Source organism: Streptomyces physcomitrii, assembly GCF_012273655.1.
In the GTDB taxonomy this organism is placed as follows: domain Bacteria; phylum Actinomycetota; class Actinomycetes; order Streptomycetales; family Streptomycetaceae; genus Streptomyces; species Streptomyces physcomitrii.
In genome coordinates this window covers 575,413-598,092 of record NZ_JAAWWP010000001.1, presented here as the reverse complement: position 1 = coordinate 598,092, position 22,680 = coordinate 575,413, and the positions used below count along the sequence as shown (strand labels likewise).

The window sequence follows — 22,680 nt, the reverse complement described above, 5'->3', positions numbered from 1 at the left end:
GGCAGCCGCCCGCCGCCGGTCAGCCGGTGCCGCCCGGGCCCTCGCGCCCGGCCCGCTCCTCCGGTGCCGGGATCGCGACCCCGGCCGGGGCGTCGCTGCGCCCGTAGTGGTGGGTGGTGAACATGTAGAGCAGCCCGGCGCCGAAGACCACCGCCCCGCACAGGAGCACGATGTAGTTGTCGTACCAGGCCACTTCGGGGGTGCGCGCCCAGCAGATGTTGACGATGGCGAAGATGCCGTAGGCCAGCGCGCCCGCGTTCACCAGGAGTCCCCAGCGGCCGAGGGTGAACTCCCCGGCCGGGCGCCAGCCCTTGAGGCGGGCGCGCAGCGCGGCGAGGACGACCATCTGGAAGGCGGCGTAGATGCCGAGGATCGCGAAGGAGACGATCTTGGTGAGGGCGTCGGTCGAGATGAGCGAGCCGAAGGCGATGGCGGCCGGGATGACCGCCGAGACCAGCAGGGCGTAGCCCGGGACGGCGCGGGCGTGCGCGAACTTCCGCAGGAACCGGTGCCCGACGATCATCCCGTCCCGGCCGTAGGAGTAGATCAGCCGCCCCGCCGCGGCCTGCAGGCTGACCGTGCAGGAGAGGAAGGAGATCAGCACCACGGCCATCACCAGGCGCGCGCCGGTCTCGCCCATCGCGTCGTAGAGCACCTTGACCACCGGGTCGGTGTCCTCGCCGGAGATGACCGCCTGGTAGTCGACGACCGAGAGCAGCAGCGTCAGGCAGGTGAAGGTGGCCGCGGCGCCGCCGACGTAGATGGTGCGGCGCATCGCCTTGGGGATGACCTTGCCCGGGTGGGCGACCTCCTCGGCGGTGTCCCCGCAGGCCTCGAAGCCGTAGTACTGGTAGAAGCCGATGATCGCCGCGCCCAGGAAGACCGGCAGATAGGAGCCGTCGCCCTGGGTGTCGTAGGTGTCGAAGAGGACGCCGAGGTTGTGGTGGCGGTGGGTGGAGAGCAGGTAGACGCCGACGACCAGGGCGCCGATCAGCTCGGCGCCGAAGCCGATGACGGCGGCCCAGGAGAGCACCCGGGTACCGGCGTAGTTGATCAGGACGGCCACCACGATGAGCACCACCGTGCACAGCACCGTGGTGTGCACGGTGGGGTCGAAGCCGAAGAGGATGGCGATATAGGGCCCGGCGCCGTAGGCGACCGAGGTGATGGTCACCAGCAGCGCCCACATGTAGACCCAGCCGGTCATCCACGCCCAGCGCTTGCCCCACAGCCTGCGCGCCCAGGGGTAGACCCCGCCCGCGATCGGGTACTGCGCGACGATCTCGCCGAAGACCAGCGCCACCAGGAACTGCCCGGCGCCCGCGAGGACGAAGGCCCAGATCATCGGCGGCCCGCCGTCGGCGAGCGCGGTGCCGAAGAGGGTGTACGTGCTCACCACCGGCGAGAGGTAGGTGAAGCCGAGGGCGAAGTTGGCCCAGGGGCCCATGTCCTTGCGGAACTCCGAGCCCTGCGCGTCCTGGCCCGGCGCGCCCGCGGCCGGGCTCGCCCCGGCCATCAGCGCTCACCGCCCGGGCGGGCGCCGGCCCGGGCGCCCCGGATGAGGTCGGCGGCGCGCTCGGCGGCGAGCAGCACGGTCACCATCGGGTTGACGGTGGGCATGGTCGGGAAGAGCGAGGCGTCGACCACCCGCAGCCCCTCCTGGCCGCGCACCCGCAACTGCGGGTCGAGCACCGCCATCGGATCGTCGGCCGCGCCCATCCGGCAGGTGCCTGCGGGGTGGTAGACGGTGTGCGCCGCCTTCCGCCCGTACGCGGAAAGTTCGGCGTCGGTGCGCACCTCCGGGCCCGGGGCCACCTCGCGGACCAGCCAGTCGCGCAGCGGGGCGGTGGCGGCGACCTCGCGGGCGATCTTCAGGCCCTCCACCAGGGTGCGCTCGTCGTGGCCGCCGGGATCGGTGAAGTACCGGAAGTCCAGGGCCGGTTTCTCCTCGGGGTCGGCGCTGCGCAGCCACATCCGGCCGACCGAGCGGGCCCGCGGCACGTTCGGCGTCATGCACACCCCGTGCTCCACCGGCGGGTAGCCGAGACGCTCGGTGTTGACCGTGAAGGGCACCTGGTAGAAGTGGAACATCAGGTCGGGCCGGGGCCCGTCGGTGTCACGCTGCAGGAAGAGCCCGGCGTCGGAGTCCATCGCGGAGTTCGGCGGCAGCGGCCCCGCGGTCTCCCAGACGATCACCGACTCCGGGTGGTCGAGCAGGTTCTCGCCGACCCCCGGCAGGTCCGCCCGTACCGCGATGCCCAGTTCGCGCAGCTGCTCGGCGGGGCCGATACCGGAGAGCATGAGCAGCCGGGGGGTGTCCACGGCGCCCGCGCACAGCAGCATCTCGCGCTCCGCCCGCAGCACCGTCCCGGTGCCGTCCGCGCCCCGCACCCGCACCCGGGTCAGCCGCCCCGCCTCGTCCGGGAGCAGCTCGTACGCCCAGGTCTCCAGGCGCAGGGTCAGATTGGGGCGGTCGAGCACCGGGTGGAGGTAGGCCACCGAGGCCGAGGACCGCTGATTGCCCTCCGGTTCGTAGGCGAGCGAGAAGAAGCCCGCGCCCTCGGCGAAGGGGCGGGCGTTGAAGTCCTCGACCACCGGGACACCGAGCGCGGCGGCGGCCGCGGTGACGAAGTCCCGGGCGATCGGGTTCCGGTCCTGCTCGGCGACGGGGACGATGTTGTTCCGCAGCCGGTCCCGGTACGGCAGGATCGTCTCCGGGTCCCAGCCCTCGCAGCCCGCGGCCACCCACTCGTCCAGGTCCTCGGGCAGCGGCAGGAAGCTGATCAGGGTGTTGTGCGAGGAGCAGCCGCCGAGGACCCGGGCCCGGGAGTGCAGGATGTGCGAGTTGCCGCGCGGCTGCTCGACGGTGGTGTAGCCGTAGTCGAACTCCGAGCCCAGCAGGTTGATCCAGTTGCGCAGCTTCAGGATCCGGTCGTCGCCGACGTCGCTGGGGCCGCCCTCGACCACGCAGACGCGCACCTCGGGGTCCTCGGTCAGCCGGGCCGCGAGCACGCAGCCCGCCGTGCCGCCGCCGACGATGACGTAGTCGTAGGCGGGCTCACTGCTTCCGCTTGTCTGCTGCTCGTTCATCGCGCGTCTGCTCCCTCGCGTCACGTCGGCTCTGCTGTCGTCCGGCCTGCTTGCGGCCCGGCGGGGCGCTCAGCCCTTGAACCAGCCGGAGGGCGCCGGGTGGAGGTTCTGGTAGATGTGCTTGGCCTCCTGGTACTCGCGCAGCCCGGTCGGGCCCAGCTCGCGGCCCACCCCCGAGCGGCCGAAGCCGCCCCACTCGGCCTGCGGGAGGTACGGGTGGAAGTCGTTGATCCAGACCGTGCCGTGCCGCAGGCGGTTCGCGACCCGCTGGGCGCGGCTGGCCTCGCTGGTCCACACGCCGCCCGCGAGTCCGTACCGGGTGTCGTTGGCCAGCGCGACCGCCTCGTCCTCGTCGTGGAAGCGCTCGACGGTCACCACCGGGCCGAAGACCTCCTCCTGCACGATCCGCATCGAGCGCTCGCAGTCCGCGTAGACGGTGGGCCGCAGGAAGAAGCCGCGGGCCAGGGCCGGATCGTCCGGGCGGCCGCCGCCGGTGACCAGGCGCGCACCGTCCTCGCGGGCGATCGCGAAGTAGGCCTCCACCTTGTCCCGGTGCTCGGCGGAGCTGAGCGGCCCGCTCTCGGTGGCCGGGTCCAGGCCGTCGCCGAGCCGGATCGCGGCGGCCCGTTCGGCGAGCGCCTCGACGAAGCGGTCGTGCAGGGTGTCCTGGACGAGCAGCCGGGAACCGGCCGAGCAGACCTGGCCCGAGTGCAGGAAGGAGGCGTCCAGGGCGAAGCCGAGGGCGGCGTCGAAGTCGGCGTCCGCGAAGACCAGGTTCGGGTTCTTGCCGCCGAGTTCCAGGGCGATGTTCTTCACGCCCTCCGCGGCGCTCGCCATGATCCGCCGCCCGGTGGCCAGGCCGCCGGTGAAGGAGATCAGGTCCACGTCCGGGTGGGCGGTCAGCGCGGCGCCGACGGTGGCCCCGGAGCCGAGGACCAGGTTGGCGACCCCGCGCGGGGCCCCGGCCTCCTCGATCAGGCGGATCAGGGCGAGGGTGCTCAGCGGGGTGGTCTCGCTCGGCTTAAGGATGAAGGTGTTGCCCGCCGCGAGCGCCGGTGCCACCTTCCAGGAGGCTTGCAGGAGCGGGTAGTTCCAGGGGGCGATGAGCGCGCAGACGCCGATCGGCTCGTAGACGACCCGGCTCAGCACCCCGGGGCCGACGTCGACCACCCGGCCGCCGTCCTTGCCCGCGGTCTCGGCGAAGTAGCGGAAGGCCGCGGCCACGTCCTCGACGTCGATCCTCGCCTCGGTGAGCGTCTTGCCGGTGTCGAGCGTCTCGGTACGGGCGATCTCCTCCACGTCCCGCCGCAGCAGCTCGCTCACCCGGAACAGCACATCGGCCCGGCGCCGGACCGGAGCCCTGGCCCAGTCCTCCTCGCGGAAGGCGCGCGCGGCGGCCCGCACCGCGCGGTCGACGTCGGCGGCGTCCGCCTCGTCCACGGACCGGACGACCGAGGCGTCGAAAGGATTCACCACATCCCGTCGGCCGCCCGCCGCTGCCGGAACCCACTCGCCGTCGATGTACAGCTCAGCCATGCGCCGCTCTCCTCACTCCCTCCCCCGCGCGGACCCCACGGGGAACGGAGACATCGTTCAGTCCCCGGGCCCCCGCACCCGGGGACGCACCGAAGAAGGGGCCCGGGCGCGGGGGAACGCAACCCCGTCGGGCTAGTCGCCGGGGGGCGGGGCGGCGTGCGGGGCGGAGGGGGTCGTGGCTGGCGGGGGGGGCGCGGGTGGGAGGTCAGGCGTGCCGCGTGCGGGGCTCAGGTGTCCCCAGGTACGGGGCTCAGGCGCCCGGCGGCGGATCGGTGTCGCGCGGCTCCTCGGCGGCGCGCGGCTCGTCCGCGGCGCGCGGCTCCTCGGTCGCGGGGTCGGTGTGCGGCACGGGTGCCTCGGCCCCGGACGGTCCGTGGGCCTCGCGCAGGCGGCGGGCGCGGGTGTGGAGGTAGCGCTTCTCCGGCAGGCTCAGGGTGGTCCCGGCCGCGCGCTCGTAGGCCGCGCAGGCCGCCCGCCAGTCGCCGGCCTCTTCGAGCAGATGCGCCCGTACCGCGTCCGGTCGGTGGCTGCCCGCCAACTCCCCGGCCACCGCGTCGACTTCGGCGAGCCCGGCGCGCGGACCGTGCACCTTGGCCACCGCGACCGCCCGGTTCAGGCGCTCCACCGGGCCCGGCACCATCAGCACCAGGATCTCGTACAGCTCCAGGATCTCCCGCCAGTCCGTCTCCTCGGGGCCCGGCGCCTCGTCGTGCAGCGCGGCGATGGCGGCGCGCAGCTGGTACGGGCCCGGGTGGCGCCGCGAGAGCGCCTCGGTGACCAGGGCGACGCCCTCGTCGATCGCGGGCCGGTCCCAGCTGCCGCGGTCCTGCTCGTCCAGCGGGATCAGTTCGCCGCCGGGACCGCTGCGCGCGGCCCGGCGCGCGTCGGTGAGCAGCATCAGCGCGAGCAGACCGGCCACCTCGCCGTCCTCGGGCAGCAGCCGGTGCACGGTACGGGTCAGCCGGATCGCCTCCCCGGCCAGCTCGGCGCGTTGCAGCCCCGCGCCGGAGGAGGCCGTGTACCCCTCGTTGAAGATCAGGTAGAGGATCTTCAGTACGGCGGGCAGCCGCAGCCGCCAGCGGTCCGGGCGCCCGAAGCGCTGGCCGCGGAGCCGCTTCTTCGCCCTGCTGATCCGCTGGGCCACGGTGGCCTCGGGCACCAGCATCGCCCGGGCGATCTCGGCGGTGCTCAGTCCGCCGACCGCGCGCAGGGTGAGCGCGATCTGCGCGGGCGGGGGCAACTCCGGGTGGCAGCAGAGGAAGAGCAGGGTGAGGGTGTCGTCCTCGGCGGCCACCCGGCTCAGCCCCGGCTCGGGCGCGGTGGACTCCTCGCGCGGGGTGAGGGCCGCCGCCCTCTCCTCGCGCAGCCGCCGGGACTGCTCGGCCCGCAGCATGTCGACAAGGCGACGCGAGGCCACCCGGATCAGCCAGCCCCGCGGATTCTCCGGCACCCCCTGCGACGGCCACTGCCCCGCCGCCGCGAGCAGCGCCTCCTGCACCGCGTCCTCGGCCGAGTCGAAGTGCCCGTACCGCCGCACCAGCGCGCCGAGCACCTGCGGCGCGTGCCGCCGGAGCAGCTCCTCGGTACGGGGCTCCGCCACGGCCCGCCGCCCCGGCCCGGCCTGCGCGGCGGACTGCCGGGCGGCGCCGGCTTCCTTGGCGGGGGCGGGAGTTCCGGGGGCGGGGGTCCCGGGCGCGGGCGTTCCGGGCGCGGTTCTTCCGAGTGCCGGTCTTCCGGGTGCGGAAGCCTCCGGTGCGGGCGTTCCGGGCTCGGGGCCCTCCGGTGCGGGCGTAGCGAGTGCGGGATTGCCCGGTACGGGTGTTGCGGGCGCGGGCGTTCCAGGTGCGGGACTCCCCGGTACGGCGGCGGGTGCCGCGGCGTCCTGCCGCGCCGCGGCATCCCTCGCGTACCGCTCAGGCGGCACTGTCGCCGGGGCCGGAGTCGATCGGCCTGATGTGCACCGGCGGGTTGGGGGCGCCCTCCGGCTGCGGGCAGTCGAGGACCCGGGCCGCGATCTCGGTCACCCGCTCGTAGCTCGCGCAGTCCAGGACCCAGTACCCGGCGAGCACCTCCTTCGTCTCGCCGTACGGTCCGTCGGTCACCACCAGCTCGCCGTTCTCGTCCTTGCCCACGGTGCGGGCGCGGGCGGGCTCGGTCAGGCCCTGGGCGTCGACGAGTTCGCCGGACTCGGCCAGCTCGTCGTTGAGCCGGCCCATGAAGGCGAACATCTCCTGCACCTGCTCTTCGTTCCACTCCGGGCTCGCGGCGGAACCCTTGCCCGCCATGGCCTCGTAGTCCGCCTGCGTGCCCCGGACCATCACCAGGTACTTCATGATTCGCTCCTTCGTCCGGTCCGCCCCTTCCGGGCGGCTCTCACAGGGGACGTCGGAGCCGGTCCCGGTTCCTCGACAACCCCCGGCGACTTTCTCGCGGAATTTTCCGGCGGGCCGGATTCCGGGGGTGCCGCGTCCTCTGTTCCAGGGGCGCCGCGTCCTCCGCGCCGCCGGAATGCCGCCTCCGGTCGCCCGCGGCGGGCAGGCGGGGCGGGTGCCGTACGGCCGGTGTTCAAGGTGCCGGGGCCTCCGGGTCCTGGCCGCGCGGCCTCCCCTCGGCGCCTCCCGCGGCGGCGGTGCCGGAACCCTCCGCGGGAGGGGGCTTCGGGCCGCGGGAGCCCGGGCGGTGGGCTGCGGGGCCGAGGTGCTCCGGGGCCTGCGTGCGATGCGGGCGGTGGTACGTCTCCGGGGGCTCCGCCGCGGGCGCCTCGGGATCCGCACAGGCGCGGCACTCGGGGTTGCGGCAGGGCCCCGGTCCCCAGACCGGCACATAGGCGCCGAGGGTCTTGCGGCGGTGCACGGCACTCTCCACCGGGTCCCCGCAGGCGGGGCAGACCCGCTGCTCCCGCGGCTCACCGGCGGCACTGCTCCCTCTGCCGACCATGCCCTCAGGATAGGTCTGCCCCGGCTGCCCGGCATCGGGGAGCGGACCCCGCGGCACCAGCGGGATCTCACCCCGCTACGACTCCAGGGGTGCCGTGCCGCCGCGCGGCTCGCGCCACATGGGCCACATGGGCGGGCCCTCGGGCAGATCGACGGTGCGGCCCCGGAAGGCGAAGCCGAGGCGTTCGTAGAGTCCGCGGCTGCGGGCGCTGCTGGCCTCCAGATAGGCGGGCAGTCCCTCGCGGTCGCAGCGTTCGAGGACCTGCTGGATCAGGGCGGTGCCGAGTCCCTCGCCCTGGCGCTGCGGGGAGACCGCGATGAGCATCAGGTACTCGTGCGGGCGCTCGCTCGGGTGGGCGGCGGCCGTGAGGCGGCCGACCGCCTCGACGCGTTCGTTGTCCGGGTCCACGGCCTGGCGCATCAGCGCGGGCCCGTCGTCCGGCTCCTCCGGCTCCCCCGCCGGTACCGAGAGCCACAGCGCGGCGGCGGAGCCGTCCTCGGCCAGGTCGACGTAGCCCTCGCTCAGCGCGACGTCCAGGAAGGCGCCCATGAGCAAGGGGTGCTTGACGAGCCGTGCCTCCCGGCCGGGGAAGACCCAGCTGCTCACCGGGTCGTCCCGGAAGGCCTCGTCGAGGAGGCGGGTGACGGCCTCCCTGTCGGCTTCCCGTGCCCGCCGGATCGCCACACCCATGCCGCCGTCCTTCCGCCCAACCGACCGTATCTGTCCGCGCGTTGGCAGCCTAGGCGATGGTCACCGCCGCGTGGCAGCCGCCTGCGGACAGTGACCGGGACGCCCATGGCCGAAGGCACCGCGCCTCCGGGGTCGCCGGTGGTGCGGTGCCTTCGACAGTGGGCGCCTGCGGTGGTGGAGTCAGGCGGCCGTCTTCACCGCGGCGGGCCCGGCGTCCTCCCCGGCGGCACGCTCCGCGCGGCGCTCCGCGATCCGGCCCCACAGGCTGATCAGCGCGCCGACCAGGCACAGGGCGGCGGCGGCGAGCACCGCGTCGTTGGCCCCGAGGGCGGTGGCCTCCGCCGGGCCCTCGGAGGAGGAGGCCTGTGCCACCAGGGTCACGGTGAGGGCCACGCCCAGCGAGGAACCGAGGTAGCGGGCGGTGTTGTTGGCGCCCGAGCCCATCGAGCCGCGGTGTGCGGGCACGCTGGCCACCGCGAGGCGGGCCAGGGCGGCGTTGAGCACACCGCTGCCGATGCCCGCGATCGCGAGTCCGGGCACCAGGCGCGCCCAGGAGTCCCCCTCGTGCATGCCGTAGAGGGCCGCCTCGCCGATGCCGCACACCAGCAGGGAGGCCGCGACCTGGCTGATGGCGGAGACCCGGGTCGCCAGCCGCCGGGCCTGGAGCGCGGCGACGAAGGAGAGCCCGGACCAGATCGCGAGGATGCCGCTGGCCGCCAGCGGTGACTGCCCGAGGGACTTCTGCAGCACGGTGGGCAGGTAGCTCATCAGGCCGACGATGGACAGGCCGGTGAAGAGGGCCCCGCTGCACGAGACCACGAAGCCGGGGCTGCGCAGCAGCGCGAGGTCCAGCATCGGCTCGGGGATCCGGGACTCGACCACGACGAAGGCCGCCAGCAGCAGGACCCCGGCCACCAGGAGCGAGACCACCATCGTGCGGCCCCAGCCGTAACGGCCCTCCGCGAGGCCCGCGATGAGGCAGGAGGCACCCGCGCCCAGGGTGAGCACGCCGAGCGGGTCGAGCTTGCGCGGGCGCTCGTTGCGCGACTCCTCCACACCGAAGACGGTGAGGAGCAGGACCACGGCGGACAGCAGGGCGAGGACCCAGTAGACCGCGCGCCACCCGGCGGCCTTCTCCAGCAGCGCCGCATACACCGGGCCGATGGCGATGCCGAGGCCGACCGCGGCGCCCCAGACGCCGGTCGCCCGGATGCGGGCCGGGCCCGTCGGGAAGGCGTGGCCGACCAGGCCGAGGCTCGGGGCGAGCAGGGCCGCGCCCGCGCAGCCCTGGAGGACCCGGCCGGTCAGGAAGATCCCCGTGTTGGGGGCGGCCGCGGAGAGCGCGGTCGACAACAGCATCAGGACGGCGCCCGCGCCGAAGACGCGCTTGCGACCGAAGTCGTCGGCCGCGCTCCCCATGGTCAGCAGCAGCGCGGCCAGGCCGAGGAGGGTGCCGGTGAGGGTCCAGGTCTGCGCGGTGAGTCCGGCGCCCAGGGAGGCGGCGGTGGGGGTCAGCGTGGTCAGCGGCGAGGTGTAGTCGACGAGTACCAGCAGCGTCCCGAAACTGGCGGTCAGCAGCGTCAGACGCGCGCTGCGCGCCGACGGCTCCGAGGACCGCGGCGCGGCGACTCCGGACATGCACTCCCCCTAGGTCTCTTCAATGAACCCGGGGAGGTTAGCACATGGATCTGGTGACCGCACTCGTTGCTAAGGTGGGCGCCATGGCGCTGGGAACCGACTACGCACAGCAGGACTGTTCGCTCGCGCGCGCCCTGGAAGTGGTCGGGGAGCGGTGGAGCCTGCTCATCGTCCGCGACGCCTTCTACGGCGTGCGCCGGTTCAACGACTTCCTGGCCCACCTCGACATCCCCCGCGCCGTGCTGACCTCCCGGCTGCGCTCGCTGGTCGCCGCCGGAGTCCTGCGCAAGGAGACCTACCAGTCCAGCCCCACCCGCTACGGCTACGTCCTGACCGAGACCGGCCGGGAGCTGTGGCTGCCGCTGTACGGGCTCGCGCAGTGGGGCGAGCGGCACGTCTCCGAGCGGGGCGCGCGGACCCTGTTCAGCCACGCGGACTGCGGCACCCGGCTCGACCGCCACGGAAGCTGCCCGCAGTGCCTGCGGCCCGTCCCGCCCGAGGACGTGATGATGCGCCCCGGCACCCCGGACCAGCCCCGGGAGGACCCGGTCTCCCGCGCGCTCGGCGGGCCGCATCGGCTGCTCACCCCGATCACCGTGGACGGGACCGGCCGGGCCGGCTGAGCCGCGGCCGGGCGGCCCGCCCCGAACCCCCGTGCGGCGGGGCCCGGTCGACCGCACACCGACCCCTGGCCGGCGGACCGCTACGTACCGGCGGACGCCGCCTGGCGCGGGCGCACGCTGCGCAGGACCGTCCCGGCCGCGGCGAGGAAGCCCAGAGCGACCAGCGCCAGGCAGGCCCGCAGGCCGGTGGCGCGGCCCGCGTCCTCCAGGAGCAGGCCGAAGAGGGCGATGCCGAGGGCGCCGCCCACCTGCCGGAAGGCGTTGAGCGCGCCGGAGGCGAGACCCGAGTGGTGGGAGGGGAGTTCGCCGAGGACGACGGTCGGCAGGCTCGGGCCCATGAGCCCGGCGCCCAGGCCGAGCAGACAGCTTCCGGCCGTGAAGATCCCCCAGGAGGCCGAGTTCCCGAGGGGGAGCAGGGCGGCGGCGCCCGCGGCGGCCGCCAGCGCCCCGCCGGCGAGGAGCGGCCTGGGGCCGGTACGGCTCACCGCGCGGGCCAGGACGAAGGAGGCGAAGGTCCACATGCTCGCGAAGGGGACGAAGGCGAGCCCCGCCCCGAGGGCGCCGAGGCCCCAGGCGTTCTGCAGGTGCAGCGAGAGCGCGAACTGCGCCCCGTAGGCGCCGAACTGGAAGAGTGCGCCGATCACGAGCCCCGCGGTGAAGCGGGTGCGCCCGAGCAGGGCCGGCGGCAGCAGGGGGTGCCGCACGGCGCGCTCCACCAGGGCGAAGGCGAGCAGCGCGGCGCCGGTGACCGCGAGCAGGATCCAGGGCACGGGCGAGCGCCAGCCCTTCTCGCCGCCTTCGATCAGGGCGCCCACACCGCAGGCGAAGAGCGCCACCGCCAGGGCCTGTCCGGCCGGGTCGAAGGCCCGGTGGTGCACCGGGGAGCGGGCCACCCGCCACTGGGTGAGGGCCATCGCGAGCAGTCCGATCGGCACATTGATCAGGAAGACCGCGCGCCAGCTCACCGCGGCCGTCAGGGCACCGCCGACCACCGGTCCGAGCACCAGGGCGAGGGAGCTGACGCCGCCCCAGACGGTCAGCGCCCTGGACCGGGCGGCCGGGTCCGGATAGCCGTGGGCGATCACCGCGAGCGAGGCGGGCAGCAGGCCTCCGGCCGCGACACCCTGGGCCACCCGGGCCGCGACGAGCCAGCCGAGGCCCGGGCTCAGCGCGCAGGCGGCGGAGGCCAGGACGAACAGGAGCAGCGCGTACTGGAAGACCCGGCGGGCGCCCCAGCGGTCGGCGATGGCGCCCCCGCTCAGCAGGGAGGCGGCCATCGGGATCGTGTAGCCGTTGACGGTCCACTCCAGGCGGGACAGGGTGCCCGCGAACTCGCTTCTGATCTCGGGCAGCGCCACGTTCAGCGCGCTGGTGTCCATCAGGACCATGAAGAAGCCCAGGCACACGGCCAGCAGGGCGAGTCCTCCGGCAGCCGGGGCACCGGCTCGGGCATCGGGGGCCTTCGCCCCGGCGGGACGCAGCGCGCCCACCTCTTCACCACTCACGCTCAGCCCATCCGCGCGCAGACGTACGGTCGCGCTCTCGAAGCCACACGGTCTAAAGTGTTCGACGGAGGTCGATCACCATGACTGTACGTCCCGCGCCGAACAGCGAGTCAAGCCCACCACCGGCGGGCGGCGCCGGATCCGGCGCCGCCCACGCGTCCCAGCGCGCCCGCAGTCTGACGCACCACCACCCCCGCGAAGTCGCCCTGCACGACGCCCTGCGGGCGCTCGCCGACCCCGTACGCCGGACCATCGTCAGCGTGCTGGCCGCCTCGCCGGACTGGGACCGGGCCTGCGGGACCTTCGGCCTGCCCGTGGGCAAGGCGACGCGCAGTCATCACTTCGAGGTACTGCGGCACGCGGGGCTCATCGAGCAGCGGGACGTCGGCTCCCGCCGCCTCAACCGGCTGCGCCGCGAGGAGTTCGACGCGCGCTTCCCGGGCCTGCTCGACCTGGTCCTCAGCGAGGAGCCCGAGGAGCCGGCCGGGGGGCGGGCGGGACGATGAGGGCCGCCCCGAGCGCCCCGAAGCCTCGATTTCACGCCGAGAGCGGCTCCACGTGACGGGCGCCGCCGAGGAGTTGGCCACCCCGGTACCCATGGATGATTGCTGGTTGACACCCTGGGTCATAAGATGGTCAAGATATTTCCGTCCGGCCGGTCGGTACTTTACGGCCACTCCAGGTCCGACGGTCTCTCCGTCCCCCGGACTCCCCCTCTCCGCCGGGTCCTGCCGTCCTCCGGCCGGACTGGGTACGAGAGGCTGTCCGGCGCGGCCGGAAGCGGACACAGGGACCCCTTTGCACGAGACACGCAGAAAATCCTTCGGCTGGAAGCGGGCTGGCGATGGCGACGGTCAAGCAGCCCGAGTTCGGGCGGCGGTTGAAGCAGTTGCGGCTGGACAGGGGCGTCAAGCAGACGGAGCTGGCCGGCCGTCAGGTCAGCGCCAGCTACGTCTCACGGCTCGAAGCAGGCAACCGGCTGCCGTCCGCCCAGGCCCTGCACCACCTGGCCAGCCGACTGGGCACCACGGTCGAGGAGCTGATCGGCGACGACGGCGCCGCGGACGCGGAGCGCCAGGATTTCGAGGCGGCTATCTGCGGCCTGCTGGCCCAGGCCGCCACCGCGCTGCGCGAAGGTGACCACCACCGCGTCGTCGAGATGCTGGAACCCCACGCCGTCCCGCACGAGGGGGACGGCTCCGTGTGGCGCTGGCACCTGCTGTGGACACTCGCCGATGCGTACGGGCGGATGCGGGCGCTGCCCGAACGCGTGCGCACGCTGCGGCAGTTGCTCTCGGTCATAGCGCACTGGGACGAGGACTCGGTGCACGCGACCGTGCTCACCCAGCTCTCCCGCGACGAGCGCGCCCTCGGCCGCATCGACGCCGCCCTGGAGGCAGGCGAGCAGGCCGTGGTGGCGGCCCGGCAGGCGCCCGCCCCGGTGCGGGCGCGCGCCTTGATGGCGCTGATCGCCGCCGAGACGGAGGCCGGGGCGACCGCCAGGGCCGGGGAGCGTGTGCCCGGACTGCTGGGCCTCACCGACGCCATCGCCGCGAAGACGGCCGCCCAGGCCTACTGGACCTGCGCGGGGGTCCGGGTCCGGCAGGGCAGGGCGGACGAGGGCGACCAGCTCATGCAGCGGGCGCTCGCCACCCTGGACAGCCACGACGACCTGGCGGAGTGGGCGCGGCTGCGGATGGCGGCCGGGGCCCTGCGGCTGCGCTGCGGGCGCAGCGACGGGGTACAGGAGTGGATCGACGAGGCCGCCACGGCGCTGCGGCTGGTCGGCGGGCCCGCGCAACTGGCGTCCCTGCTCGCCCTCACCGCCCGGCTGCACGGGGCCGAGGGGCGCTTCGAGGAGGCCCGCAGGGCCGCGGCGGAGGCGGAGGAGACCGGCCTGCTCTCCTTCCAGGACCTGCTGCGCACCCGGTTGCTGCGCGCGCAGTACCTCTCCCGCCTCGGGGAGCCCGTCGTGGCGCGGCACCTGATGCACGGGGTCGCCGTCGAGGCGGAGGAGGCCGGCTGTCTCGACCTCGCCGCCGAGGCGTGGAAGTCGCTCGCGACGGCGCTCGGCGAAACGGACCCCGCCACCTCGTGAGCCCCGGCGGGCGGCGGAGTTCCCCGGCGCCCGCGCACGGCCCCTGCCGGTCCCCGCGGCTGCCGCGGCCGCCAACCTGGTCACCCTCCGGACCCCTTCCCCCGTCTGCCTCACGCCGGTGCGCCCCGTCCCCGGGCGGTCCAACTCCCTTGGCAACTCCGTAAGTTCAGTCAACAGCCTTGACTCACGATAGGCCAGGGTCGAGTGATCTGACTAGATATGACAGACGCAGAGCATCACTTGACCATACGTGACAGATATCGGTAGCGTGACGGCGCCTTCACAGAAGGTACGCATGTCGCCGTGCCAGCCCGAGAACCGACTGCGCCACCGCACTTCCTGCCACCTCCCACCACCGCGGACGGCACCGACGCCTGCCCGCTCCTGCCCCGGCACCTCCGCACGCGCTCAGCGCCGCGGCGGTCCCGGCGGCCGGAGCGCCCCGCACCCGCGCACCCCCGCACCCCGAGCCCCTGCGGCGCTCCGGCATGCCTGCGCCCGCCCGGGCCCCGGAGCGCCCCAGCGACAGCACCACGGAAGGGACCTGCACCCATGGCCGTCCACAGTGCGCACGAGGCCCGCACACCGGAGCTGAACGCCCCACGCGACACCGACGTACGCGAATCGCTCCGCGTCCTGCCGGGCTTCCTGCAGATGCCTCTGACACTGATGACGGGCAAAGCCCTGGCGGGGCAGCGCGCCCTGCCGATGTCCCCCGGCTTCCATCTGGGCGCGGCCTGGACGAGCATGCTCGCCGGTCTCGCGATCAGCACCACCGGGTACGCGCTCGGCGCCTGGTACCTGCTGCTCCTCCTGCCGGGCTGGGCGATGACGCTGCACGGCATGCGCAACCTGCGGATGATGATCTTCCACCAGTGCTCGCACCGGAACATGTATGCCCGGCGCGGCCTGGACACGGCGATCGGCTACTCCGTCTCCAGCCTGCTGGTCATCCAGAACTTCGCCCGGTACAGCAAGGAGCATGTGAGCGACCACCACGCGGTCCACCACATGACCCTGCGCGACCCCACCGTCCAGGCCTTCCTGATCAGCCTCGATCTGCACCCGGGGATGACCCGCGGACAGATGTGGCGCCGGGTGCTCGGCAAGATGTCCTCGCCGCGCTTCCACCTCGCGTTCGCGATCGCCCGCGTCCGCTCCTTCGCCCAGAAGTCGGCCCCCGCGGAGAAGGCCACGGCCCTGGTGCTGTACGGCGGCACCGCGCTCGCGGCGAGCCTGCTCGGGCTGTGGCCGGCCCTGCTCCTGGTCTGGTTCGTCCCGCTGGTCCCGCTCTACCAGATGAGCAACACCCTGCGGCTGTGCGTCAAGCACACCTTCCCGGCGCCGGACACGACCGTGCGCAGGGGCAAGGAGTACTTCGCCGGGCTCACCAACGCCATCTTCCTCGGGGAGCGCGCGCCCGACCCCGCACTCCCCCTGCCGCGCCGGGCACTGGCCTGGCTGCGCTGGAGCGCACGCATGGCCTGCCTGCACTTCCCGAGCCGCTACCTGGTGCTCACCGGCGACACCGTTGTCCACGACTACCACCACCGCTACCCCGCGAGCCGGCAGTGGCACAACTACCTCTTCGTGCGGCAGCAGGACCTGGAGAGCGGTCACCGGGGCTGGCCCGCGTACACGGCGGAGTGGGGACTGGTCGCCGCCGTCAACCGGGTCTTCGACTCGCTCTCCATCGCCGACCCCGAAGAGTTCGACGTGCACCAGATCACCTCGGTCAGCAAGCGCGAACTGTTCGCCGCCTTCGACGACTGACCGCCTCCGGCCCCGGCCCTCCCGCCCCTGCGAGAAAGGCACTCCGCCATGACGATGTCCTCCGCCCCCGCCTCCCGGGTGGTGATCCTCGGGGTCGCCGCCAGTGACAGCCACGCCGTGGCCAACCAGCTCATCGCGCACGCCCTGCGCGCCCGGGGCTACCTGGTGATCAACCTGGGGACCTGCACCGAGGTGGCGGAGTTCGCCGAGGCCTGCGGTCGGCACCCGGACGCCCTGGCGGTGCTCATCGGCAGCCTCAACGGGCACATCCACGCGGACCTGCACGACCTCCCCGCGGCCAGGGCGGCCGAGCTGATCCGCTGCCCGGTCGTGGTGGGCGGCAACCTCTCCGTCGGCAGCGTCAAGCACGACTCGGACCTCGAACGCCTCTACCGACTCGGGGTGGACCACATCCTGGAGCGCCCCGAGGAACTCTTCCCGCTCCTCGACGGGCTGGCCCGCAGGGCAGCGGACCCGGCCGGCCGTACCGGCGTACCGGCCGCGGCCTCCTCATGACGCTGCCGCGCCTGCCGCACCGGTCCGGGGAGCCCTCCGGGCCTGGACTCCCCTCGCGCGAGGAGTCCGTGGCCCCTGTGCGGGGGCTCGGCAAGCCGAACGCCGCGGACGTGCTCGCCCGCGCCCGCGACAGCGGCCGGATGCTCCGGGACGACATCGACCGCTTACCCCGGCCGTTCGGGGAGGTCCGGTGAACGTCCGCACACCCAGTGAACCGAACCGACGTGGAGGGAACCCACCAGTGCAGTACGGCCGTTCGTCCATCCGTGTGGGAATCGTGGGCGCGGGCCCGCGCGGCATCGTGGCCCTTGAGCGCCTGTGTGTGAACGCTCCGCTGCTCGCCCCCGGGGTGCCCGTGGAGGTGCACCTGGTGGACCCGTACCCCGCCGGGGCGGGCCGGGTGTGGCAGCGGGACCAGAACCGCCTCCTCCTGATGAACACCGTCGCCTCCGACGTGACGGTGTACACCGACAAGACGGTGCCCTGCGAGGGGCCGATCGTCCCCGGACCGACCCAGTACCAGTGGGCGCGCAAGGTGAACGAGGGCAGCGTCACCGCGGTGAGCGAGGAGGACGCCGAGGAGGCCTCCCGTATGAAACCGTGGTCCTACGGCAGCCGCGCCTTCCAGGGCGCCTATCTGAGCTGGGCCCTCGACGAGGTCATCCGCACCGCGCCGAAGGAGATCAGCGTCACCGTCCACCGGGACCGGGCGATCGGGCTCAGTGACATCGAAGGCGGGCGGCAGGAGCTGCGACTCGAGCACCTGGACGCGCCGCTGACCTGCGACGCGGTCATCCTCGCCCAGGGCCACTTCGATGTCGCGCCGACCGGTGCCCAGCAGCGGCTGGCCGCCTTCGCCGCCGACCGCGGCCTCGTCTACGTGCCGCCCTCCAGCCCGGTCGAGGCCGACCTGTCGGTGATCCGCCCGGGCCAAGCCGTCGCCCTGCGCGGCCTCGGCCTCAACTTCTTCGACTACGTCACCCTGCTGACCCAGGGCCGCGGCGGCACCTTCCTGCGCGACGGGGACGGCCGGCTGCGCTACCGGCCCTCCGGCCGCGAGCCCGTCCTGTACGCGGGGTCGGGGCGCGGCGTGCCCTACACCGCGCGCGCCGAGGTCGAGCTGGAGATCGTCCCGCGCTACCAGCCGCGCTTCCTGACCGCCGAGGTCATCGCCGAACTGCGCCGCGACGCGGGCCGCGGCGCGACCGACTTCATGCGCCACCTGTGGCCGTACGTGGCCAAGGAGGTGGGCTACGTCTACTACGGCAGCCTGCTGCGGGAGGGGGACCCGGCCGTCCGCGAGGAGTTCCTCGACCGCTACTGCCGACTGGAGTGGGACAGCGAGCCGATGCGCGAACTCCTGTGCACCCGGTTCCCCGACCCCTCCCTGCACTGGGACTGGCAGAAGGTGGACCGCCCGGCCGCGGACCGGCAGTTCGCCGACCGCGCGGAGTTCCAGCGCTGGATCGGCGAGCGGCTGCGCTGGGACCTGGAGCAGTCCGCGGCGGGACCGGCCGCCAGCGCCTTCAAGGCGACCGCGGCCATCATGCGGGACCTGCGGGACGAGATACGCCAGGTCATCTCGCACCAGGGCATCCGCGGACTCTCCTACCGGGACCACGTCGACCGCTGGTTCAGCGGGCTCAACAACTACATCGCCAGCGGGCCGCCGGTCACCCGGATCGAGGAGATGGAGGCGCTCGTCGCCGCGGACGTGGTCCGCATGGTCGGCCCCCGGACGACGGTGACCGCCGACGAGGAGGACGGCCGCTTCCTGGTCTCCTCGCCGGGTGTCGCCGAGGAGCCGGTGCCGGTCACCGCGCTGGTCGAGGCCCACCTGCCGCTCACCGACATCCGGCGCACCACCGACCCGCTGCTGCGCCGGCTGCTCGACGCGGGGGCCTGCCGTCCGCACGTCATCCCCGAGACCGGCGGCCCCGGCTACGAGACCGGCGGCCTGGACGTGACCGAGGGCAGCTTCCGGCTCCTCGACTCCTCCGGGACGGCCCACCGCGGCCGGTTCTCCTACGGGCCGCCGGTCGAGTCCGTCCAGTGGGTCACCGCCATCGGCGCCCGCCCGCACGTCGGCTCCCGGACCCTCCTGCAGGGCGACGCCATCGCCCGGGCCTGCCTGAAGACCGGTGTCGAGAACCGGCAGCAGCCCGATCTCGCCGTCGCCTGAGCCACCCGAACCGCCGTCCCGCCACGTCTTCCGAGGAGCGCACGACCATGACCGAGACCTCCGCCTCGCGCAGGCTCATGGAACTCACCGTCGGCTACTGGGCCTCCCAGGCCGTGCACACCGCCGCCGAACTGGAACTCGCCGACCACCTCGCCGAGGGACCGCTGACCGCCGCGGAACTCACCGCCCGCACCGGCACCCACGGCCCCTCCCTGCACCGGCTGCTGCGCTTCCTCACCGAACTCGGCATCCTGCGGACCGACGCGCAGGGCGCCTACCTCACCACCGAGACCGGCGACCTGCTGCGCACCCGGGAGCACGGCTCGATGCGCGACCTCGCCCTGCTCTACGGCGAGGAGTTCTACAGCGGCTGGGGCGCCCTCACCCACACGGTGCGCACCGGGGAGCGCGGCTTCGACTCCGTACACGGGGCGGCCATGTACCCGTACTTCGGCCGGAGTCCGGAGCTGACCCGGAAGTTCGACCGGGCCATGGCGGCGGGATCGGAGTTCTTCACGCAGATACCGGCCCTGTACGACTTCGGCTCCGCCCGCACCGTGGTGGACATCGCGGGCGGCAACGGCGTGCTCCTGGCCGAGGTGCTGCGCAGCAGCCCCCAGGCCCGCGGCGTCCTCTTCGACACCGCGCACGTCATCGACGCCGCGCGCCGGGGCCTCGCCGGCTCCGATGTCGCCGACCGCCTCGACTTCGCCTCCGGCGACTACTACGAGAAAGTCCCGGCCGGCGGCGACGTCTACCTCCTCTCCAGGATCCTGCACGGCCGCGACGACGAGAAGTGCGTGGAGGTGCTCACCCGGATCCGCGAGTCCATCCGGGAGGACGGGGCGCTGCTCATCGTCGAACGCGTCATCCCGGATGACGGCGCCCCCTCGCTCGCCGTCTGGTTCGACGTCCACATGCTGACCATCGCCGCGGGCGAGGAGCGCACCCGCTCCGAGTACACGGCCCTTCTGGAACGCAGCGGCTTCACGCTCTCCGAGACGCACGAACTGCCCCTGGACACCGCGCTCCTGGTCGCCGTCCCCAAGGCGGAGACCGGAAGCTGACCGCGGCGGCCCCGAGGCCCTGTCGTCACACTCCCCTCTGCGTCGCGACCCTCCGGGCGACGAGGGGAGTGTGACGACAGGCCCGAAGGAGCCGGGGGCCTCAGGCCGTCCTTCGCGTCACGAACTCCGCGAGGGCCAGCAGGCCCCCGGCCGCGACCGGGTCCGGGACCGCCCGGGCCAGGTGGTCCACCGCACGCGACATGTGCTCGGCGGCCTGCTGCTGTGCCCAGTCCCGGCCGCCCGCGCGCTCCACCGCCGCGACGGTCCGCTCCAGGTCGGCGCGGTCGGGCGGGCGGGCGTACAGCTCCGCGAGCTCCTCGGCGGCCGGGGTGCCCGAGGTGAGCGCGGCCACGACCGGCAGCGACTTCTTGCGCACCAGGAGGTCGGCCCCGGCGGGCTTGCCGGTGCGGCGCGGGTCGCCCCAGATGCCGATCACATCGTCGATCAGCTGGAAGGCGAGGCCCGCCTCCCGCCCGAACGCGTCGAGCGCCTCGACGACTTCACCGTCCGCGCCCGCGTAGAGCGCGCCGAGGGCGCAGGAGCAGCCGAGCAGCGCCCCGGTCTTGGACTCCGCCGTCTCCAGGCACTCGGTCAGGCTCACCTCGCGCGGCGGGCGGCTCTCCAGGGCGGTGTCGAGGTGTTGCCCCTCGCAGAGTTCGACCACACTGGCCGCGAGCCGCGCCGCGGCGGCCGCCGCGGCCGGATGCCGGTCCTCGGTCAGCAGCAGCTGGGCCTGGGCGTGGAGGGCGTCCCCGGCGAGGATGGCGTCCGCGTCGCCGAAGACCGTCCAGGCCGTGGCCCGGTGCCTGCGGGTGCGGTCGCGGTCCATCACATCGTCGTGGAGCAGGGTGAAGTTGTGCGTCAACTCCACGGCCACGGCCGGTCGCAGGGCGGCACCCCGCGGTGCCCGCAGCGCCTCGGCGGCGGTGAGCACCAGCGCGGGACGCACCGCCTTGCCCGCGTTGCCCGCCGCCGGGGTGCCGTCCGCGTGCTCCCAGCCGAAGTGGTACCGGGCGACACGGCACATCGCCCCCGGCAGGGCGTCCACCGCCCGGCGCAGCCCCGGGTCGACGCTCCGGCGGGCGCGCTCCAGGATCACCGCGGCCTCCTGGGTCCCACCGGGCGCCTCGTGGCGGGCGGAGCCGCGGCTCGGCGGTATCTGTTCGTCGGCGGGCCGGCCCGGTTGCGGGATGCCCGGCGAGGCGGCGTCCCGGTCGGCCTTCCCGCCGCGCCACCCGAAGCGCCGGGACTGCCCGGTGGGCCACGGCCCCTGCTGGTTCTGGTTCTGGGCTCGTACGGCCTTGCTCATGGGCCCTCTCACTCGCTGCTCGACTTCCCCGCCCCGGCGGCCGTTCGGTACCGGCGGCCGGGGGTGCGGGCGGTCGCCGCCCGGTGCCGCGCCCCATGGGACGAGAGGCGGCACCGGGCGGCGGAGACCCACTGCTACCAGCGGCCGATCTCGACGTTCTCCAGGACGCCGAGGGCGTCCGGCACCAGGACGGCCGCCGAGTAGTAGGCCGTCACCAGGTAGGACATGACCGCGGACTCGTTGATGCCCATGAAGCGCACCGACAGGCTGGGCTCGATCTCGTCCGGGATGCCCGACTGCTGGAGGCCGATCACGCCCTGCTCGGCCTCGCCGGTACGCATGCAGATGATCGAGGTGGTCCGGGCCTCGCTCACCGGGATCTTGTTGCACGGGAAGATCGGCACCCCGCGCCAGGTGGGGATCCGGCTGCCGCCCAGGTCGACGGTCTCGGGCACCAGGCCCCGCTTGTTGCACTCGCGGCCGAAGGCGGCGATGGCCCGCGGATGCGCGAGGAAGAGCTTGGAACCGCGCCGGCGGCTCAGCAGCTCGTCCATGTCGTCCGGGGTGGGCGCGCCGTCGTGCGGCTGGAGCCGCTGCTCGTACTCGCAGTTGTTGAGCAGCCCGAACTCGCGGTTGTTGATCAGCTCGTGCTCCTGGCGCTCCTTCAGGGCCTCGACGGTCAGCCGCAGCTGCTGCTCCGTCTGGTTCATGGGCTGGTTGTAGAGGTCGGCCACCCTGGTGTGGATCCGCAGGACGGTCTGCGCGACGCTCAGTTCGTACTCCCGGGGGGCGGCCTCGTAGTCGACGAAGGTGCCCGGCAGCTCCGCCTCCCCGGTGTGGCCCGCGGAGAGGTCGATCTGCTTCTCGCCGTACTTGTTGGTGCGCTGCGCCGGGATGGAGCGCAGCCGCTGGAGGTGGGTGCGCAGCGACTCCGCGCGCTCGGCGACCTGTTCGAGGTCCCGGCGCGGCAGCGTGAGCACGGTGCACGCGGTGACCGCCCTGGTCGTGTACTCCCAGATGGCGTCCGGGTCGAGCAGGGCGTGCTCGCCGAAGTAGGCGCCGTCGGCGAGGACGCCGAGGACCGCGTCGTCGCCGTAGGGACCGGTGCCGATCTTCTCCACCCTGCCGTGCGCGAGGAGGAAGACCTCGTCGGCCGGGCTGCCGAACGAGGAGAGGACCTCCCCCGCCGCGAACTCGCGCTGCCGGCAGCGCTGCGCGAGCCTCGCCAGCACCTCCTGGTCCTCGAAGCCCCGCAGCAGCGGGAGTTCGCCCAGTTCCGCGGGGACGACCTCCACCTGGTCCGCGGTCTTCACAAAGGTCACCCGGCCGTCGCCGACCGAGTAACTCAGTCGCCGGTTCACGCGATACGTACCGCCCTGCACGTTCACCCACGGCAGCGTGTGCAGCAGCCAGCGTGAGCTGATCTCCTGCATCTGCGGCGCGGACTTCGTGGTGGTGGCCAGATTCCGCGCGGCCGCTGTACCGAGACTCTGCTGCGGCTTGGTCTGTTCCGCGCGGACCTCTTCGCCTACCGACATGTAAATTGCCCTCCCGATCATGCGCTGACCTGCAGGGGCAACCCTTCCACCACGGAACGTACCGGCGCCATTACACAAAAGAGCGGGATTGAATCAACCGCGACACGGGCATCATGGGTTTCCGTTCCGCAACAGTGCGGCCGCCGCCGGGCCCGCGCGCCGCCCCCGCGCCCCCGGC

At 73.7% G+C, this 22,680-nt stretch carries 19 protein-coding genes; 8 read left to right on the top strand and 11 right to left on the bottom strand.

Annotation, left to right across the window (positions count from 1 at the left end; all coding sequences use genetic code 11):
- Positions 1 to 19: 19 nt before the first annotated feature.
- From HFV08_RS02450 to HFV08_RS02415, 8 genes are all read right to left on the bottom strand, one after another.
- On the bottom strand, positions 20 to 1,516 hold the full coding sequence (locus HFV08_RS02450; RefSeq protein ID WP_168535303.1) for an APC family permease: 1,497 nt from the start codon (positions 1,514 to 1,516) through the stop codon (positions 20 to 22).
- Positions 1,516 to 3,090 carry a GMC family oxidoreductase gene (locus HFV08_RS02445; protein WP_168535301.1) on the bottom strand — a complete coding sequence of 525 codons (1,575 nt, stop codon included), beginning with the start codon at positions 3,088 to 3,090 and terminating at the stop codon, positions 1,516 to 1,518. The genes HFV08_RS02450 and HFV08_RS02445 overlap by 1 nt, the downstream gene beginning before the upstream one ends.
- A gap of 69 nt (positions 3,091 to 3,159) precedes the next feature.
- Positions 3,160 to 4,626 carry an aldehyde dehydrogenase family protein gene (locus HFV08_RS02440; protein ID WP_168535299.1) on the bottom strand — a complete coding sequence of 489 codons (1,467 nt, stop codon included), beginning with the start codon at positions 4,624 to 4,626 and terminating at the stop codon, positions 3,160 to 3,162.
- A 250-nt stretch (positions 4,627 to 4,876) separates the two neighbouring features.
- A complete protein-coding gene (locus HFV08_RS02435) occupies positions 4,877 to 6,226 on the bottom strand; it encodes an RNA polymerase sigma factor (RefSeq protein WP_168535297.1) in 1,350 nt (449 codons plus the stop codon).
- A 313-nt stretch (positions 6,227 to 6,539) separates the two neighbouring features.
- The gene (locus HFV08_RS02430) at positions 6,540 to 6,959 is read right to left on the bottom strand and encodes a YciI family protein (RefSeq protein WP_168535295.1); all 420 of its coding nucleotides are present in this window, start codon (positions 6,957 to 6,959) and stop codon (positions 6,540 to 6,542) included.
- 232 nt (positions 6,960 to 7,191) lie between these two features.
- Entirely contained in the window at positions 7,192 to 7,563 is a 372-nt protein-coding gene (locus HFV08_RS02425; RefSeq protein ID WP_168535293.1) for a hypothetical protein, read from the bottom strand.
- A 75-nt stretch (positions 7,564 to 7,638) separates the two neighbouring features.
- Positions 7,639 to 8,253 carry a GNAT family N-acetyltransferase gene (locus tag HFV08_RS02420; protein WP_168535291.1) on the bottom strand — a complete coding sequence of 205 codons (615 nt, stop codon included), beginning with the start codon at positions 8,251 to 8,253 and terminating at the stop codon, positions 7,639 to 7,641.
- Between the two features lie 180 nt (positions 8,254 to 8,433).
- The gene (locus HFV08_RS02415; protein ID WP_168535289.1) at positions 8,434 to 9,891 is read right to left on the bottom strand and encodes an MFS transporter; all 1,458 of its coding nucleotides are present in this window, start codon (positions 9,889 to 9,891) and stop codon (positions 8,434 to 8,436) included.
- A gap of 83 nt (positions 9,892 to 9,974) precedes the next feature.
- Here HFV08_RS02415 and HFV08_RS02410 point away from each other — a divergent pair, with 83 nt between their 5' ends.
- Positions 9,975 to 10,514, top strand: coding sequence for a winged helix-turn-helix transcriptional regulator (locus HFV08_RS02410; RefSeq protein WP_168535287.1), 540 nt, complete (start codon positions 9,975 to 9,977; stop codon positions 10,512 to 10,514).
- Positions 10,515 to 10,594: 80 nt separating this feature from the next.
- Here the strand turns inward: HFV08_RS02410 and HFV08_RS02405 are convergent, their stop codons facing one another.
- Positions 10,595 to 12,019: an MFS transporter gene (locus HFV08_RS02405; protein WP_168535285.1), complete on the bottom strand. Its 1,425-nt coding sequence runs from the start codon at positions 12,017 to 12,019 to the stop codon at positions 10,595 to 10,597.
- A gap of 80 nt (positions 12,020 to 12,099) precedes the next feature.
- On the opposite strand from HFV08_RS02405, the gene HFV08_RS02400 reads away from it, so the two are divergent.
- From HFV08_RS02400 to HFV08_RS02375, 7 genes are all read left to right on the top strand, one after another.
- Positions 12,100 to 12,525: an ArsR/SmtB family transcription factor gene (locus tag HFV08_RS02400; protein ID WP_168535283.1), complete on the top strand. Its 426-nt coding sequence runs from the start codon at positions 12,100 to 12,102 to the stop codon at positions 12,523 to 12,525.
- Positions 12,526 to 12,863: 338 nt separating this feature from the next.
- Positions 12,864 to 14,117, top strand: coding sequence for a helix-turn-helix domain-containing protein (locus HFV08_RS02395; RefSeq protein ID WP_168535281.1), 1,254 nt, complete (start codon positions 12,864 to 12,866; stop codon positions 14,115 to 14,117).
- Between the two features lie 552 nt (positions 14,118 to 14,669).
- Complete coding sequence (locus tag HFV08_RS02390) at positions 14,670 to 15,890, top strand: fatty acid desaturase family protein (protein ID WP_168535279.1); 1,221 nt, start codon at positions 14,670 to 14,672, stop codon at positions 15,888 to 15,890.
- Positions 15,891 to 15,938: 48 nt separating this feature from the next.
- Positions 15,939 to 16,406, top strand: coding sequence for a cobalamin-dependent protein (locus HFV08_RS02385; protein ID WP_210429719.1), 468 nt, complete (start codon positions 15,939 to 15,941; stop codon positions 16,404 to 16,406).
- Between the two features lie 68 nt (positions 16,407 to 16,474).
- On the top strand, positions 16,475 to 16,600 hold the full coding sequence (locus HFV08_RS32035) for a hypothetical protein (protein ID WP_281373197.1): 126 nt from the start codon (positions 16,475 to 16,477) through the stop codon (positions 16,598 to 16,600).
- Between the two features lie 47 nt (positions 16,601 to 16,647).
- Positions 16,648 to 18,588, top strand: coding sequence for an FAD/NAD(P)-binding protein (locus HFV08_RS02380; protein WP_312885303.1), 1,941 nt, complete (start codon positions 16,648 to 16,650; stop codon positions 18,586 to 18,588).
- Positions 18,589 to 18,635: 47 nt separating this feature from the next.
- Positions 18,636 to 19,655 carry a methyltransferase gene (locus tag HFV08_RS02375; protein WP_168535275.1) on the top strand — a complete coding sequence of 340 codons (1,020 nt, stop codon included), beginning with the start codon at positions 18,636 to 18,638 and terminating at the stop codon, positions 19,653 to 19,655.
- Between the two features lie 100 nt (positions 19,656 to 19,755).
- Here the strand turns inward: HFV08_RS02375 and HFV08_RS02370 are convergent, their stop codons facing one another.
- Positions 19,756 to 20,964 carry a family 2 encapsulin nanocompartment cargo protein polyprenyl transferase gene (locus HFV08_RS02370; RefSeq protein ID WP_168535273.1) on the bottom strand — a complete coding sequence of 403 codons (1,209 nt, stop codon included), beginning with the start codon at positions 20,962 to 20,964 and terminating at the stop codon, positions 19,756 to 19,758.
- A 134-nt stretch (positions 20,965 to 21,098) separates the two neighbouring features.
- Positions 21,099 to 22,502, bottom strand: coding sequence for a family 2B encapsulin nanocompartment shell protein (locus HFV08_RS02365; protein ID WP_168535271.1), 1,404 nt, complete (start codon positions 22,500 to 22,502; stop codon positions 21,099 to 21,101).
- Between the last annotated feature and the right edge of the window lie 178 nt (positions 22,503 to 22,680).